The 14,377-nt window shown below is 54.7% G+C and carries 12 protein-coding genes and 2 pseudogenes; 6 read left to right on the plus strand and 8 right to left on the minus strand.

Going from position 1 to position 14,377, the window contains the following annotated elements:
• Positions 1–356: 356 nt before the first annotated feature.
• A complete protein-coding gene (locus HAPAU_RS17410; protein ID WP_066385292.1) occupies positions 357–1,685 on the minus strand; it encodes an MFS transporter in 1,329 nt (442 codons plus the stop codon).
• Between the two features lie 1,109 nt (positions 1,686–2,794).
• On the minus strand, positions 2,795–2,932 hold the full coding sequence (locus tag HAPAU_RS21900) for a hypothetical protein (protein ID WP_169802686.1): 138 nt from the start codon (positions 2,930–2,932) through the stop codon (positions 2,795–2,797).
• A gap of 53 nt (positions 2,933–2,985) precedes the next feature.
• On the opposite strand from HAPAU_RS21900, the pseudogene HAPAU_RS17415 reads away from it, so the two are divergent.
• Positions 2,986–3,796: pseudogene (locus tag HAPAU_RS17415) on the plus strand (hypothetical protein); the annotation flags it as partial.
• A gap of 188 nt (positions 3,797–3,984) precedes the next feature.
• Here HAPAU_RS17415 and HAPAU_RS17420 read toward each other — a convergent pair.
• Positions 3,985–5,364, minus strand: a complete 1,380-nt coding sequence (locus HAPAU_RS17420; protein ID WP_066385293.1) for a DUF790 family protein — start codon at positions 5,362–5,364, stop codon at positions 3,985–3,987.
• Positions 5,351–6,790 (minus strand): DEAD/DEAH box helicase family protein, encoded by a 1,440-nt coding sequence (locus tag HAPAU_RS17425; protein WP_066385294.1) that lies wholly within the window; start codon positions 6,788–6,790, stop codon positions 5,351–5,353. The genes HAPAU_RS17420 and HAPAU_RS17425 overlap by 14 nt, the downstream gene beginning before the upstream one ends.
• Before the next feature lie 526 nt (positions 6,791–7,316).
• Between HAPAU_RS17425 and HAPAU_RS17430 the strand changes: the two genes are divergently transcribed.
• The 5 genes from HAPAU_RS17430 to HAPAU_RS17445 all read left to right on the plus strand — a co-directional run bounded on the left by HAPAU_RS17430 (position 7,317) and on the right by HAPAU_RS17445 (position 9,861).
• Positions 7,317–7,715, plus strand: coding sequence for a type II toxin-antitoxin system death-on-curing family toxin (locus HAPAU_RS17430; RefSeq protein ID WP_066385298.1), 399 nt, complete (start codon positions 7,317–7,319; stop codon positions 7,713–7,715).
• A gap of 32 nt (positions 7,716–7,747) precedes the next feature.
• Positions 7,748–7,918, plus strand: a complete 171-nt coding sequence (locus HAPAU_RS21905; RefSeq protein ID WP_169802687.1) for a hypothetical protein — start codon at positions 7,748–7,750, stop codon at positions 7,916–7,918.
• A gap of 449 nt (positions 7,919–8,367) precedes the next feature.
• Positions 8,368–8,778 (plus strand): DUF1428 domain-containing protein, encoded by a 411-nt coding sequence (locus tag HAPAU_RS17435; protein ID WP_066385300.1) that lies wholly within the window; start codon positions 8,368–8,370, stop codon positions 8,776–8,778.
• Positions 8,775–9,248 (plus strand): SRPBCC domain-containing protein, encoded by a 474-nt coding sequence (locus tag HAPAU_RS17440; RefSeq protein WP_066385301.1) that lies wholly within the window; start codon positions 8,775–8,777, stop codon positions 9,246–9,248. Before HAPAU_RS17435 ends, HAPAU_RS17440 begins: the two co-directional genes overlap by 4 nt.
• Positions 9,249–9,579: 331 nt before the next feature.
• Positions 9,580–9,861 (plus strand): hypothetical protein, encoded by a 282-nt coding sequence (locus HAPAU_RS17445; RefSeq protein WP_066385302.1) that lies wholly within the window; start codon positions 9,580–9,582, stop codon positions 9,859–9,861.
• Between the two features lie 371 nt (positions 9,862–10,232).
• Here the strand turns inward: HAPAU_RS17445 and HAPAU_RS23120 are convergent.
• From HAPAU_RS23120 to HAPAU_RS17455, 4 genes and pseudogenes are all read right to left on the minus strand, one after another.
• Positions 10,233–10,854, minus strand: a pseudogene (locus tag HAPAU_RS23120) (LysE family translocator).
• 251 nt (positions 10,855–11,105) lie between these two features.
• Entirely contained in the window at positions 11,106–12,101 is a 996-nt protein-coding gene (locus HAPAU_RS20460) for a S8 family serine peptidase (protein ID WP_084383874.1), read from the minus strand.
• Entirely contained in the window at positions 12,077–12,385 is a 309-nt protein-coding gene (locus HAPAU_RS20465; protein WP_084383875.1) for a hypothetical protein, read from the minus strand. Before HAPAU_RS20465 ends, HAPAU_RS20460 begins: the two co-directional genes overlap by 25 nt.
• 148 nt (positions 12,386–12,533) lie before the next feature.
• On the minus strand, positions 12,534–13,712 hold the full coding sequence (locus HAPAU_RS17455) for a tryptophan--tRNA ligase (protein WP_066385303.1): 1,179 nt from the start codon (positions 13,710–13,712) through the stop codon (positions 12,534–12,536).
• Positions 13,713–14,377 lie beyond the last annotated feature (665 nt).

A 14,377-nucleotide genomic window follows, 5' to 3' on the forward strand; every position in this document is an offset into this window, starting at 1 on the left:
GAACCTCTCTTACTGTCTGGCGATTGGCTGAGAATCTGATTTGGCATCGAATCCACGGAACCCGGTCGGAAGAGTGTCTCTGCTCAATGTCAACGCTGAGGGTTTCAACAGAGCCGTCCCACTCTATGCGGTAGTACTCCTAACAGTATTGCACCTTACGGTCAACGAGATCCTGGGTGTCCGCCGGTGGACGGCCGTGCTAGCCTACCCGGTGATGTTCGTGCATCGCCGGGCTCGTCGTATTTGAGGCGACGGTAATGCGGACAGCGTATGGCGGGATTGAAGCCGGGATTTGACGAAAGAACGCACCGAAACGATCCATCCAGGCCAGATCCACGGCTTTAGTTATGAGTAGCTCACCCAAGCTCTTCCGAAGCAGGCTCGGTCAATGCTGCACAGTGACCGCCTTCCGGAAGTGGGCCACAGAGAGCATCCTGGCCGCCACCAGTCGGAATGGCATATTTTCTGCGTTCAGCCTTTGGTCCCCTGTCTTCATTCACCGACTCGACTGTGTCAGGGAGGTATCGCCACACCAATGGCACTAGAACGATTCCGGTCATGGCGGCAACGACAACGGTTCCTGGATACCCGGTAGTGACGTACAGTGGACCGGCCAGCGCACCGCCGATTCCGAATCCGAGTTGTCCGACGGACATATTGAGGCTCATCAGCGACCCACGGTGGGTATCCGGCACCATTTCGGTGAGCATCGCTTGGAAGGGGCTAGCTCGAGAGGCGAGAAGGGCCATCACGACGACGAAGAGGGCAAAGATTGCCCAAACTGTTGTCGTGACTGCGAGCGTGAACAACATCGCCACTGCAACCGCGAGTGACGTCGCGACGATGACGCGCTTGCGGCCGACGGTGTCGGAGAACTTTCCCGACCGTGGACCGGCGATCGCGTTGCCGATACCGCCGAAGAAAAACAGGAGTGCGATCGCGGCCCCGGTAACGCCGTGACTCGTCTCGAGCCACGTCGGGAGGTAGGCGATGTACAACGAGATCCCCATGAACATGAGCGCGAAGCTGATGACGGCTGCAACGACGTCAGTTCGATGTAACAGTTCACCATATTCGCTGACGGCTGATCCGACTGAGAGCGGCTCGGGATTCGAGATCGGGATCCGAGGCAGGACGAGGACGACGAGTGCAGCTGTAATCGCCATCACGACAGCGAAGGCGAGAAACGGTGTCCGAAAACCGAAGCGAGCTGCGAGTACCGTTCCGATCGGAATGCCGAGAATCTGGCCCACCGCGAGACCGCTCATCACCCAGCCGTTCGCCCAACCGCGTCGCTTCGGCGGGAAGTAGTCACCGACGTAGGCGACTGATGCGCCCGCGAGCATCCCGCCGGCGACCCCCGCGATCGCCCGCACACCGAGGAACGATCCGAAGTCCCAGATAAGTCCATGTAGTACGAGTGCGACCGTCATACTCGCCGTTCCAAGCACGAGCATCCGCTGGCGGCCGATCGTATCGGATACCGGCCCGGAAACGAGTGCGAACACGGCCACCGAAATGGCGTAGATCGTTATCAGCGTCCCCAGCGTCGATTCGGCAACCGCGAGTTCTCCCGCTACTCGCGGGAGGATCGGGGCGATGATCATCGTCTGACTTGAGAAACAGAAGACCACGAGCCAGAGTATAAACAGAATTAGCCGATCGTCTCGAGTATCCAGTGTCATGAACGGCAGTTCGGTCTTATTTAGCGGGGAGCATGCATATCTCTTCCCGAGGCGCTCGCTCCCGTGCACTGACTTGTTGTTGGATCGCCGTCTGTTTCCGACCCAGGATAGCGATTGTCGTCCTCTTCACTGTCAATGTAAGCTACCACGCCCTAAAGGGCGTGGCATTCCCCTACAATGAGACGAACTAAGACAGAACTGGAAAGTACTAGCCTTAACTGTCGATCTATGCCTACAGAACAGATACGACCATCAATTAGGTATGGCTATCCTGCTGTCGCGGTATCGGTACAGTACTAGACCCCTCTTCTTCAATGAGAAGAGCGGTACGACCACCGTCCGCAAACGTAATTCCGCGATCAACAACCCACTGAGCCCAGTCCGCCCGGAGCGCAGACGCAACAGGATTTTGACACTGGCTGTGTTCCATTGCTATCCGTCGTGGAAAGAGGACGACTCGTTCGAAAAACGCACGCACACCTCGAGAACGGTTATCATTCACGGAGGCTGTCTCATAAACATCAGTATACCACCGCCAGACGTGATCAGCATCCTCTGGTGGCAATCCAGTTGTGCCAACTCGCCACTGAGAACCGTCGCTCTCACAATCGAGAGTATGGTGATAGCCAACATGGCCGTTCCGGGTGAGCGTAAGTGCAATGATTGTCTCACCGGAGTCTCTCCATCTATACTGATGTCTGTCGGTCTTTTTGAAGATTTGTAGCTCCATCGTGTGTGAATATTAGGAGATAAATTCAGCTTCTAACGGGGTTGTGCTCATGGATATGTAAGTATGAATAGTAACCGCATATAAACTCCATTCCAATTTTATTTTGCTAAAATATATATCAATGACAATATGTGTTCGGTAACGAAAACGCATCCACGACTGGTATTGAGAGACACGCGATATCGACCGTTAGTAGCGACGCTATCCTTTAATAGGATCCAAAAGCCCTGTTTGTTCGTGAGATGATCCACCTTGTGCAACAACAGGGGTGAAAACGATCTGTTGCACAAGGTTCACGAATGACATATAATCAAGCGCATGCCCCCGCCTTCAGGCAGGGGTCGAGCGACCACAGAACTACACAATCTACCGACGACACTCACTCCGGGGTCTGTTCCAGAACACGCTTCTCCCCTTCGAGGAGCAACCCCTTCCACGTCAGACCACGGTGCTTCTTCAGTTTCTTCAACCGCTCATACTGTTCATCGTCGTCAAACTCGATTCGGATAGCAACCATACAGTATCACACAAACTGAACAGTTATGTGCGTTCCGGTATAACTAGTAGTTGATAAGGCGCACCAACACCTTCGTCGTGCGACCCCGCTCTGGACAGGACGCGGAGTTACTTCACGAACTGTTGGACGCCTCTGCCAGTCTCTGGAACGAACTCACCTACGAGCGCCGCCAGAACTACTTCGACGGCGAAAGCATCTGGGACATCGCCGACTACCGCAAACAGTACGTCGGCGTTCTCGGAAGCGCCACCGCCCAACAACTCATCCTCAAGAGCAAGAGCGCGTGGAAATCGTTCTTCTCGCTCAAAGAGAAGGGCGAACGCTGTTCCCCACCCGGATACTGGGGCAACGAGGAGGACGGTCGAACACTCCGCACGTACATCCGCAACGACCAGTACACGCTGGAAACCGGCGACCGCTCACGCCTCGAACTCCCCGTCGGGAAAGAACTCAAAGAGAAGTACGACCTCGGCTACGCCGAGCGGCTTCGTCTCGAAGGGCGGGCGTTCCGAAGTGGGACGGCAAACAGGGTCGGTTGGAACTGTACTACGACGCGTCTTCGAACCAATTCAGGGCCTTTCAACCAGTCACGGTAGACAATTCTCGACTGGATACACCACTGGCTTCGGAAGAAGCCGCTCTGGATATTGGTGCGAACAACCTCGTCGCCTGTACGACCACGACCGGCCAGCAACGAACTGTGGTTCCACAACGGACACGATTCAACACCAAGACACGCTCACGTGTTCCTGCGGGTTCGAGGGGCACGCGGACCTCGTTGCAAGCGAGTCGTTCCTGAGACGGCATACAGACGTGCCACGGCCGATGGCACGGCCCGTGCGATTCGAGTGGGACAGCCACGAATGACTGGAGTCACCACACTCTCATCGTCCCAAAGAAACGCGCACGAACCGGAGTATCCACGGATAGGAGAAAGTCGCTCGCGTCGGGGGTGGCGCTAATGCCAGACCCCGAGCGCGAGGGTTCCCGCGCCTTTAGGCGCGTGGAGGATGTCAAGGCCGAGTTCATATACTGGAACCCCGTCCGAGCTTTCAGGTATCCATCTCAGTAGTCGCTGCTGGGTCAGACTGACTGGCGTACGTCTCAGCCAACTCAACTACGTCGTAGACGTGAATTCCGGTTTTGAACCACAACACGCGATCAGCAGCGCTCCCAAACTCCTCGCTGGAACAATCCAGTCGCTCTGAGACAGCGAGGACGAAGTTGTCCGCATCTACCTGTCGAATCTTCTCCAGCTTCGACTCCAAGTACTCGGGCGTCCAGAACCCGACGACCTCGAGAATCGCCCGACGTCCATCCGGATGTTCGATCGCGAAATCGGGGATCATCACCTCTGCACCGAGGTCGAACACATCATCCTCTCGCACCAACTTCCACTCCGTCGTCGCTCGCTCCCACTTCTGTGCGAGCGTCCGTTCGACGTCGCTATCGAAGTGGTTCCCGGCACTATAATGCGAATTTAACCCTTCAGTATGATCCAGCGTGAACTGCCGCGTCTCGCCGACAGTGTCGTCGACGAGTATCTCGGCGGTCATTTCCCACCGATCACAGAGCGGGAGCGCCGGGAGGAAGTTCGCCATTCGAATTCCGTACTTCTGTGATTGTGAGAACAGCGATGCCGGTCCATCGAGCACGGCTTCGTAGCCTGCAGCCTGATTAGTATCTCTGACGCGTTCGCCATCGGCGTCGATCGGATAGATGCGGTGCATCAGCCCGAACAGCTTCACGTAGCTGAATACCGTCCCGAAGTGATCCCACACGCGAATTTGCATTTCCGTTGCATCGTAGAGTACCGCCTGAGCGAGCGCGAGGTTATACCGAGTCAGCAGCCAGTCGATGGTGAGATCTGTCTTCTCGTACTCCTCAGTGCTACTGCCGGTCAGTGCGGTTGTTGACGTTGATGACGATATGCCTGTCTCTCCATCACTGGCGTACTGCTCGGCAGTCCGCGTCCCGGTTCGAACGAGGCGTTTGTTGTCCTCGAGATCAGCGTACATCCCTCGATAGCATTCTTCGAGCGAAATACCCAATGAATCGGCGACCCCGCTATACACCTCCAGCTTCTGGGTATCCTCACCGAGGGTAGGCTGGCGGACGATTGGGTACTGTGCGTTGGCCCTCTCGAACAGTTGCCGACGGATCTCACGTGGTTCGACTGGCACGACGATCTCGAACTCACACTCGTCTTTCAGGAGTTTTGCCAATCCCTGAACGATCTTGTAATCGGTATCCGCAACGGTCAGTTCATCGATCGCATCCTCAAGATCGCCTTGCGGTTCGTCGAGATGAGCCTCGAACAGTACGATAAGTTCCCGAGCGGTTTTTCGATACCGTTGGTCGTCGGGGTCAATCAGCATCGGTGTAACCTCTTCGTCAGTCGTACGCGATCGTGCAAGATCAGCTGTTAGCATTATTCGTCACCCCCTTACGGCGGCGTTGAGAGACGTATGTCTCCATCGTATTCTCTGAGATGATCTCATAGAGGCGTGCCGGTTGGCGATCGTCCGTGGGTCGGAGAATGCGACCGAGTCGCTGAGCATACTGGCGTTTCGAAGCACTCCCCGAAAGAATGATCCCGACGTTCGCTGCAGGAACGTCGATACCCTCGTCAAGAACTTGCGAGGTCACCAGTAGCGAGTATTCGCCGGAGCGGAATCGGTCGAGAATCTCAGTACGCTCCTCAGTTTTTGTCTGATGGGTGATACAAGGGATGATAAATTCCTGGGAGACATCGTAGGCGAAGTCGTTGTTCGCAGTAAAGATAATGGCGCGATCGTCGTGATGGCGTTTGATCAGATTATCTAGTGTGTCGAGTTTCTTCGCTGCCGTACGGGCGATTCGTTCGGCCCGTTGCTTGGCAATGAGTGCCCGCCGGCCTTGCGGATCATAGGACGTCCGCTTGAGGAACTCCGCATAGCCCTCTTCTTTCCAGAGGTCGAACTCGTGACTGTCGACGTAGTCGCGATAGATTTGATATTCCTCGTCGTATTCCGAGCGTTCGTCGGCTATAAGGTCGACAGACATGTGGATCGTCTCGTACTCGCTGAGGTACTCGCCGGCGAGTTCGTCGACGTTCTCGCGGTAGACGACCGGCCCAATGAGGTCCTCCAGGAGTTCGTGCTTACCATCAGGACGTTCGTAGGTTGCCGTAAGTCCGAGTCGATACGGTGCGATCGTCATTTCAGGGATCTGCTGGTAGGTTGGAGCGGGCAGGTGGTGTTCCTCGTCGACGACAAGAAGGCCAAATCGGTCGCCATATTCATTGATATAGCGGTAGGCGCTGTCGTAGGTGGTGACAGTGATCGGAGTGACGTCGTGTGAACCACCGCCGAGAACACCGATCGGCTCGCGGAGTTGATCGCCGAAGGCGTTTGTGAGCGTAGCATACCATTGATTCATTAGGTCGATCGTTGGTGTTACGATAAGTGTGCTGACACCGGCGTTCGCGATTGCTTGGAGGCCGAGAAATGTCTTCCCGCTCCCAGTTGGAAGGACGACACTGCCCCGACGTTCGTGACCGATCCACGCGTTGAGGGCAGCTTGCTGGTAGTCACGTGGTGCGATATGGAGAGATGGTGTGAGCTCGAGATCGTGATATCCACGAGCGGTGTCCTCAATTGGTTGCTCAAATCCTTGTTGAAGTGTTCGCTGCTCGGCGTTGTCGCTCTCCTCTCCGCGAGTGCGAGTACTAGTCCATATGCCGGCCCATTCGAGCAACGCTCGATACCGATATGCTTGGACGCGATACTCATCGACGCGGTCATCCCACTCCGCGTACGGAGTTGATTTAGTAGCTCCACGGAGGAGGAGTGTCCCACCGTCGAACTCGAGTTTCATGGTGTCTGTGAGACCATTATTGAGGAGACGGGAATACCTTACTGGCGTCATTGTGCTACATCCAGAGCTAGTGGTCTTTGCGCTCGCACACACTGAATTTTCTCACTACGACGACCAACAAATCTCAGTTACCAGTCGCATGACTGGCATTCTGGCTAATGAGACAAATATCTCCACTCACAACAGCCCCAGCAAGCTCGTGTCGAGAGATCTCGCCCACCACAGCTTTTGCACCACCATCTGGGTCTCGTTCTTGGCCTCGTCCATCTTCTAGCTGTAGCTCAGGGAAATCGATCACGTCTTGGACTAAGCCAACAAGCGATCCACCGGTGATCGTATCGGGTGGCAACAGTAGAGTGAGAATTTGCTCATGTTGTCGACGACGTCACATCTACGATGGCGACACGACGGTCGACACCGTGGCCGACGATGATCGGTGACTGAGCAGCTCACACTGCCGACGATGACGAGACCTGATTTCGACGGTTGAGAAACGGTTAACGGGCGGCGTGAGAAAGTCGGATACGTGACTGACGATCTCGCGTATCCCTCTGTCGACCTTATCCTTGATCTCCATGAGCAGATCATTGCAGAAGGCGACACCACGGAGCCAGGCGTTCGGTCAGAGAACGCGATTGCCTCCGCAGTGCAGTATATCTCGGAAGGATTCTTCGGCGAGGTGCCCGAAACGATCCATTCAAAAGCGGTCCAGCTGATGCGGTTACTCGTGGCGGAGCATCCGTTCGTCGACGGGAACAAGCGAACAGCACTCCGAACGGTGGTCGTCTTCTATTTGATCAACGAGTATACGTTCGACTACGGCGATGAAATCCGAGCTCTCTTGCACCGCTTCGCAACTGACGAAGCCGCGGTCGACACCGATACTGCAGTCATCTACTTCCGTGCGTGCGCTCGTCGCAACTGATAAATGGACACACAGAATATCTTCAACAGAACATGGCGTCCAGCACCGATTCCTCGCCGGCGATCGACGATGAGGTCCGCCAGCTCTACGAGCGGTATCAGGCGGCCGAGAGCGACGCTGAACGTCGCGAGATCGCCCTCGAGATGGGGAAGCTCGATGGACATCGCCACGCGGAGATCTACGCAGCACTCGAAAACGAATAAGCCCCCGTATTCGCGACAACGCGTGTGGTAGGCAGTGGGCCGCTTCTCAACTGCGAGTTTCAGTCCGAAACCAATGAGGACATTCCCATTCGATTACTGTCCATGTCTGTTAGGACCAACTCAGCCCTCCAAGAGTTTATAGCAGAAGACAGACCCAGCAGGGCATATGCCCGCTGGAACCCCCGACGAATAGCTATTCGAAGATTGGCAACTGATCGCTCGCGCACTCACTGCTGCAACGCACGAGGATTGCCGGTACTACGACTGTGATACGATCGATACCTTGCTCGGCGACATAGATCTGAATCCTACGTACCGCACCGACAGAGGATACATCTTGTGCTGAAGACGCGCCTTCTATTCGGCACTGCCGTAGAACCGTGTCTACCAGACGACTGGGTTGAGTCTCGCGATAACTTCATCTCCCAGCATGTCCTATACTCTACGTTATGCAGCCCTATGTCGATGGCTTCGTGCTCCCGATTCCGAATGACAACGTAGACGAGTACCGAGAGATGGCCGCGGAGGCCGGGGAAATGTGGATTAACCACGGCGCTCTTGAGTATTTTGAGGGCGTAGGCGACGAACTCAATCCGGATATGGGAGAGGAGACGGTGTCGACGTTTCCGGAGATGGCTAAGGCCGGCCCGGACGAGACAGTGGTGTTTGCCTTCATCGTCTACCAGTCAGAAGAGCATCGCAACGAGGTCAATGCCGCCGTAATGGCCGAGATGGAGGGTCCAGAAGACGTATCGATGCCATTCGACATGGAGCGCATGGCTTTTGGCGGCTTTCGCTCTCTTGTCAGTTTGAGCGGTGATGAACGGACGCAACACGTCGAAGGAGACAAGCAGACATGAGCACTCAGCCAGGCGAAACCGAGACTGGAAGCATTGAAATTAGCCGCGTGATCAATGCGCCGGCCGAGCGCATCTACAACGCGTTTCTGGATGCCGACGCCCTGGGGAAGTTCTCGCCGCCGGCAGGCTACACCGCCACGTACGACCACGTCGAACCCGAGATCGGCGGAACGTACCACGGGACGTTCACTGCGCTGGAGACCAAAGAGAGTCACAGCTTCGGCGGTGAATACGTGGAGTTGATGCCCCACAAGCGCATCGTCCAGTCGGACCAATTCGAAACGGATACGCCCGAGATGCAGAGCGTGATGACCGTGACTATCACCCTCGAAGAGGTTGAAGATAGTACCACGGTGACCGTGCGTCAGGAGGGTATCCCGAAGCCGATTCCAGAAGAGGATGCCGCCACGGGATGGGGAATGAGCCTAGAGAATCTGGCCCGACTGGTGGAGTTTCCGGAAGCCGAGTAAAGTGGCCGCGATCCGCTTATTCATATCAAAAGTCGACAATTAATTACCACCATGGGTTAACGTCAGGGGGTGTAGCTACAGTCCAATCACCCTGTTAGCCGTGCAAAATACGCGCTGAGTATGCAGCACGGGTGATCCAAACCACTCGGGTTCAGTCAAGAACGTCGTGACCGATTCAGAGGATGTATGCTGTATGGCGACAAGCTTTATTTCATGTTGTCAATCCTGATTTACCCGAAAGAGAACCTACGTACTAATCGATCCACCGGTCAGAAGCGTGTCCAGGTACTAGATGCGAACAACTAACCTCGTATCACCCGTCTAATCAGCTATGACGGAGAATGCAGCCCCAGTTCAAGTCTGGTTGGTTGAACGGATGTTTGCTGAAGACAAGTCGAACCTCATTGTCCTGGTGTATGCGACAACTGACGGTCAACGGTACACGATGAAGGAGCATGCCATTACGGGCATCTCCGAAACGCGTCTGACAACCGCTGCGGTTGAGGTTGACCCAGACGATCTTGACCCAGTCAACGATGAAACGTTGCAAAATCAGTACGCTACTGAGGCGACGCGGATGGCGAACGTACACGATCCAGACGATCCGATTTAGGCGCCGCGTCACTACTGGAGATGGTATGTACAGAACCTGTACCGAGCATTCAGGCAGAGAGGAGATTGGACGCCCTCGACGTATTTTACCGTAGTAGGTTCGTGGCTCCAGAGGGCGTCCTACTGTGATGCATTGTAGCTCCCCCCGCTACTCTGTTTCTTTACTACTCGACAGGCGGCCATCCCGTGCGTGCGGTATGACTACTGTCGCAAGTGAGCGAGGAATCCCCGTTTCGGAATGGAGCGAAGCGACGTGAGAAAACGGCGTTACCTGCTCCCAAGCGATGGTTCCAGTTGTGAACTGTATATGTATCAGCGGCTAATTCACACCCGTTGATCGTACCTGAAGAACCGAGAGCGACAATGCGTACGTTAGGCAGTGGGCCGTTTCTCAACTGCGAGTTTTAGTCCGAATCCAATGAGGACACTCCCACTCAGATACTGAATCACTCTGCGAGTTGCCGCCGAGTGAAGGAGCTGGTGTCGAACTCGGCTAGCGAAGAGTGCGACGACGCCGAGATAACAGACGCTCAGGCCTGCATAGAGGAGCCCGAGGAGTGACATCTGGAGTGAGGCGTTCGCGGTTGCTGGAACGAACTGCGGGAAGAACGCGAGAACGAATACCGCAACCTTCGGATTAGAGACGTTGATGACGACCGCCTTTCGATAGGACTCTACGAGCGAGGTCGGTTTGGAGATCGAACTGGTCGTCACTCCGGAACATCTGGACACCGAGATAGAGCAGATACGCGGCACCGACGTATTTTACGACCAGGTAGGCGAGTGCGCTCGTTCGCAGGAGTGCTGCCAGACCGAGTATCGCTGCAGTCGTGTGGACTAACACTCCTGTGGCCGTCCCAAATCCTGTAATGAGTCCCGCTGAGCGCCCACTTTTGAGCGATTGGGTGACGGTATAGACCGTGTCAGGGCCAGGTGCGACGATGATTGCAAGGACGCCAGGGACGAACGTAGCGAGTGTCGCAAACTCAATCATAGTCGTTCTGTAGGTTAACTGCCGCTGACTTAGGTTGACCGGAATTTATAGCCTCCTTGGTATAGTTATTATAGATAGTCAATATTCGCAGATCTCTCTGTGATTCTCTCTTATGCAACGATTGCGCTTGTTAGTCGCTCGCCTTGTGCAACAATTACCGTTTATTGGCTACCGATATTGCACAAGGCACCTACTCCGACAGTCGCCGTAAGCAATTCACACCGAAAATAGCAGAACGACCTCAAATAGGATTATAACTGGTTTTTCAAGAGTTGCCATGTCCCATCGGCATTGAATTTCGGGACCTCACCAACGTCGATACTGCTACCGCCGTGGATAACTGCCTTCTTGATTTCTCCAGGAGTTGGTAATGACCCCTGCGTGAGTGATTCAGAGAGTAATACAGCAACTAATCCCGTCACGAATGGCGTTCCAAAACTCGTTCCACTTTTAAACAAGGGATCATCCTCGGAATCATTCACTCGAATTACTGGAGCGAGCACATCTGGCTCGACTGGTTCAAATGCAACGTTGCCAGGCCAAGGCTTTTCGAGTTGATACTCACTGCACGAATTTCCCGTATAACAGTCTCGCTGACCGCAGAACGGTCCCTGGATGCCTCTACCTTCGATCCAATACTGTCTGCTATCGGGAGAACGGTTGAGCTCTGCTGTACAAAGGGAAACGAACCCACCAACGCCGATTGTTTCCTCAAGCAGTGCCGGACAGTGAGTTGCTTTTTCTTCGGTTTTACTTTGATTACCAGTCGCCGCAATGATCGTCATTCCATTTTCGGTCGCTAATCGAACCTCATCAGCAATGCGGCAGTGACCACCACAGTCGTGGTTCTCTTCTTCCGTGTGCCAGACACCAACGGATAAGTTGAGAAGATCAATATTGTGTGTACTTGCATCCCCGATCGCAGCAACAAAGTCACCTCGCCGTGCGGTGTTCGTCTCCGCAATAACGCGATACAAACTGTAGACTGCATTTGGGGCGGTATAGCCGATCAGTTCAAGAACGTCAGTTCCATGCTGGGTGGTTGGTTCAGTAGTGTAGATATAGTTCTCCTTGCGGTTAATTTCGTAGGCATCCTCAAGTTCTACTGGTGGGTGAAGGACGGAATCAACAACGCCGACGTTGATGAATTCGCCTCGCGAGTCGGACTGACGCGCGTTTAATGAGCGGAGATGGGAATCACAGACGAACTGATGTAACTCGGCTAGCGAGTCAAAAGCGGGAGGGATCGATCGTTTCCCGGCGAGTCACTTCCAAGAGTTTGGACATCCTCGTGATCCACCTCAATCGATTTGAGGTCCTCGAGTTCACAGAGTTCGTCGGTGAGGTTTTCAGGCGCTGAAACACGGAGTGTTGCGCGTCCGAGTCTGGCATCAACGAGGCCACCGATTTGCTCAATACGGTCAACGAGAGCCTCTCGGTCGCCATCTACACCGAGGAGAAGTGTTACCTGAGCTTCGCTCTCGCTCTTTCGGAGGCGTTTCACATCCTCGCTGATATAGTCCAGTGCCATTGAGCGTCGTTCCTCTTGTCGTGACGTTCTATCCTCCAGTGCAAAAAGATATGCATCGGCAAATCGCGGTTGTACGAAATGGGGGGTCCAATCATCGGTGCTGATCCCTATCAAGCTTAGACTCAAAACAGTGGGGAGGAACCTCTGCTTAGATCAGCAAACCATCAGAGTAGCCCACTCGTTGACGCGCTATTTGGCGCTCGTTCGCAGTAATCCGATAGGGGCGTAACTCCTCATCTAGTGAACCGAGTGCAGCGCGTCGCTTCTGATGGCCTTCAAGAAAATCGGCTATTTTCGTCGCTGCGATCTCTTTGAGCTTACCGCTCAACAATGCTCCATCGCGGTACTCTCGCGCAAGTTGCTCAACTCGCTCGTCGCTCTCCTCAAAGAAGTAGTACAGGAACTGATAGGAAACGTCAACCTCGGGGTTCCCACCATGCTCTCGGTGGGCTTCTACACTCGATTGGCCACCGGAGTACGCATATGTCCGAACCTTCTCACGGACCGTTTCACGGTCATCCGAAAGCAGGATGCTCGGTGTGTCACTCGAGGAACTCATTTTCCCAGGGCCTTCAAGACTCGGCAGGAACTTCGAGAGCAATGCTCCCGGCTTCATAACGTCATACCGCTGTTTTGCTGCAATATCCCGACAGAGACGGACATGCGGGTCTTGATCGACTGCAATCGGTACCAGTGTCGAATGTGGCCCCTCGACCAGCTGCGGTAAGAGGAGGTGCGTTGCTTGTATCGCCGGATAAAACGAGAGCCCGATGTTCTCTGGGGTCCCATAGGTTGCATCCACTGTTGATTGGGTTACTTCGGTCGCGAATGCCGCTGCAAGTGGATAGATAACGTCCGCATCCGTCGTGTCGATGATAATGCGTGTCCGATTCGGATCGAACCCGATAGCCAGTATCTCACGCAGGTTCTCCCGAGTATATGTGCTGATCTCGGCTATCGACTTGTCCTTCGCGAAGTATTTCTCGTCGTCGGACAGCGGGATATAGACGAGCGCCCCGGTCTGATCTTGGAGATATTTTGCGAAGTAAAACGGGGCGATATGGCCGATGTGCATCGATCCTGACGGACCACGCCCCGTCACGATAGAGTGGGTCTGCCCGCTGGTTGCGGCCTCGAGAAACGGTTCGACGTCCCGCTGTGCGTAGAACACCTTTCGGCGGACAAGCGGGTGAACGGGCTCCGGGAATCGGGCAATCTGCGCGTCGGTCAGTCGGTCAGCGCCAAACTGTTCAAGCAGGCGGTCGTAGTCGATCTCGCCTTCGACGGCGTATGGTGTAACGGTGAAGTCGTCTGGGTTTGCTGGCATTAGTAGTGGGTGGTGTCGTCACTCTGGAAGCGATGCAATCAGGAAAGCGAGTGAGCACCGGAGTCGAATCCCCTGAGTGAAGCTCGGGTGACCCTATACTGCGATACTATCCACTTCCCGGAAGGCACGCCAGCGCCAGCAGACGACTTGGGAAGTGGCCATTTCACTTCTACAGACGAACGGAGCGTATTAGTTCTTTGTGGGTAGATGAATGCTAGTATTCCTACTAGGAAAGTTGATCTCTCGGCGACTCCTGGCTAGTACTATCTCATCTCAAAATAGTTTTATAACCATTGACTACACAGTCGCGAGCGGATATATGACCATGCTCGGACCAATCACGTTCTCCAATCAACGTTAGGTCCGGTCACGGTCGAGCACTCCCCGACGGCCGGATTCACGCGTTGATTTCATCAATGCACGCATCATCCGGCCGCGTTTTCGACGGTTCATCGCGCCACTCTCTCCCCGCTACCCGATAGTGGGAAGCGGCTGGCGCGTATTCTAACGGCCATAACGCAGTCAGCACTATCGAGACGGTGCTGGCATGCTGTCCGTGGTTGCTCGCGTCTTTTGGGCGGTCGGTATCTGACTACAGCAAGCGCTCGGGACCCGGAGAGACATCTCTCTGTCGTACTCGAGCAGCACTCCGAAATCCAATGCAA

It is taken from the genome of Halalkalicoccus paucihalophilus (genome assembly GCF_001593955.1).
GTDB lineage: Archaea > Halobacteriota > Halobacteria > Halobacteriales > Halalkalicoccaceae > Halalkalicoccus > Halalkalicoccus paucihalophilus.

Bases quoted from the DNA above. Each gene is read 5' to 3' on its own strand.
- HAPAU_RS17410 (WP_066385292.1), bottom strand. From the start codon at position 1,685: ATGACACTGGATACTCGAGACGATCGGCTAATTCTGTTTATACTCTGG.
- HAPAU_RS21900 (WP_169802686.1), bottom strand. From the start codon at position 2,932: ATGGTTGCTATCCGAATCGAGTTTGACGACGATGAACAGTATGAGCGG.
- HAPAU_RS17420 (WP_066385293.1), bottom strand. From the start codon at position 5,364: ATGCTAACAGCTGATCTTGCACGATCGCGTACGACTGACGAAGAGGTT.
- HAPAU_RS17425 (WP_066385294.1), bottom strand. From the start codon at position 6,790: ATGAAACTCGAGTTCGACGGTGGGACACTCCTCCTCCGTGGAGCTACT.
- HAPAU_RS21905 (WP_169802687.1), top strand. From the start codon at position 7,748: ATGGCGTCCAGCACCGATTCCTCGCCGGCGATCGACGATGAGGTCCGC.
- HAPAU_RS17435 (WP_066385300.1), top strand. From the start codon at position 8,368: ATGCAGCCCTATGTCGATGGCTTCGTGCTCCCGATTCCGAATGACAAC.
- HAPAU_RS17440 (WP_066385301.1), top strand. From the start codon at position 8,775: ATGAGCACTCAGCCAGGCGAAACCGAGACTGGAAGCATTGAAATTAGC.
- HAPAU_RS17445 (WP_066385302.1), top strand. From the start codon at position 9,580: ATGACGGAGAATGCAGCCCCAGTTCAAGTCTGGTTGGTTGAACGGATG.
- HAPAU_RS20465 (WP_084383875.1), bottom strand. From the start codon at position 12,385: ATGGCACTGGACTATATCAGCGAGGATGTGAAACGCCTCCGAAAGAGC.
- HAPAU_RS17455 (WP_066385303.1), bottom strand. From the start codon at position 13,712: ATGCCAGCAAACCCAGACGACTTCACCGTTACACCATACGCCGTCGAA.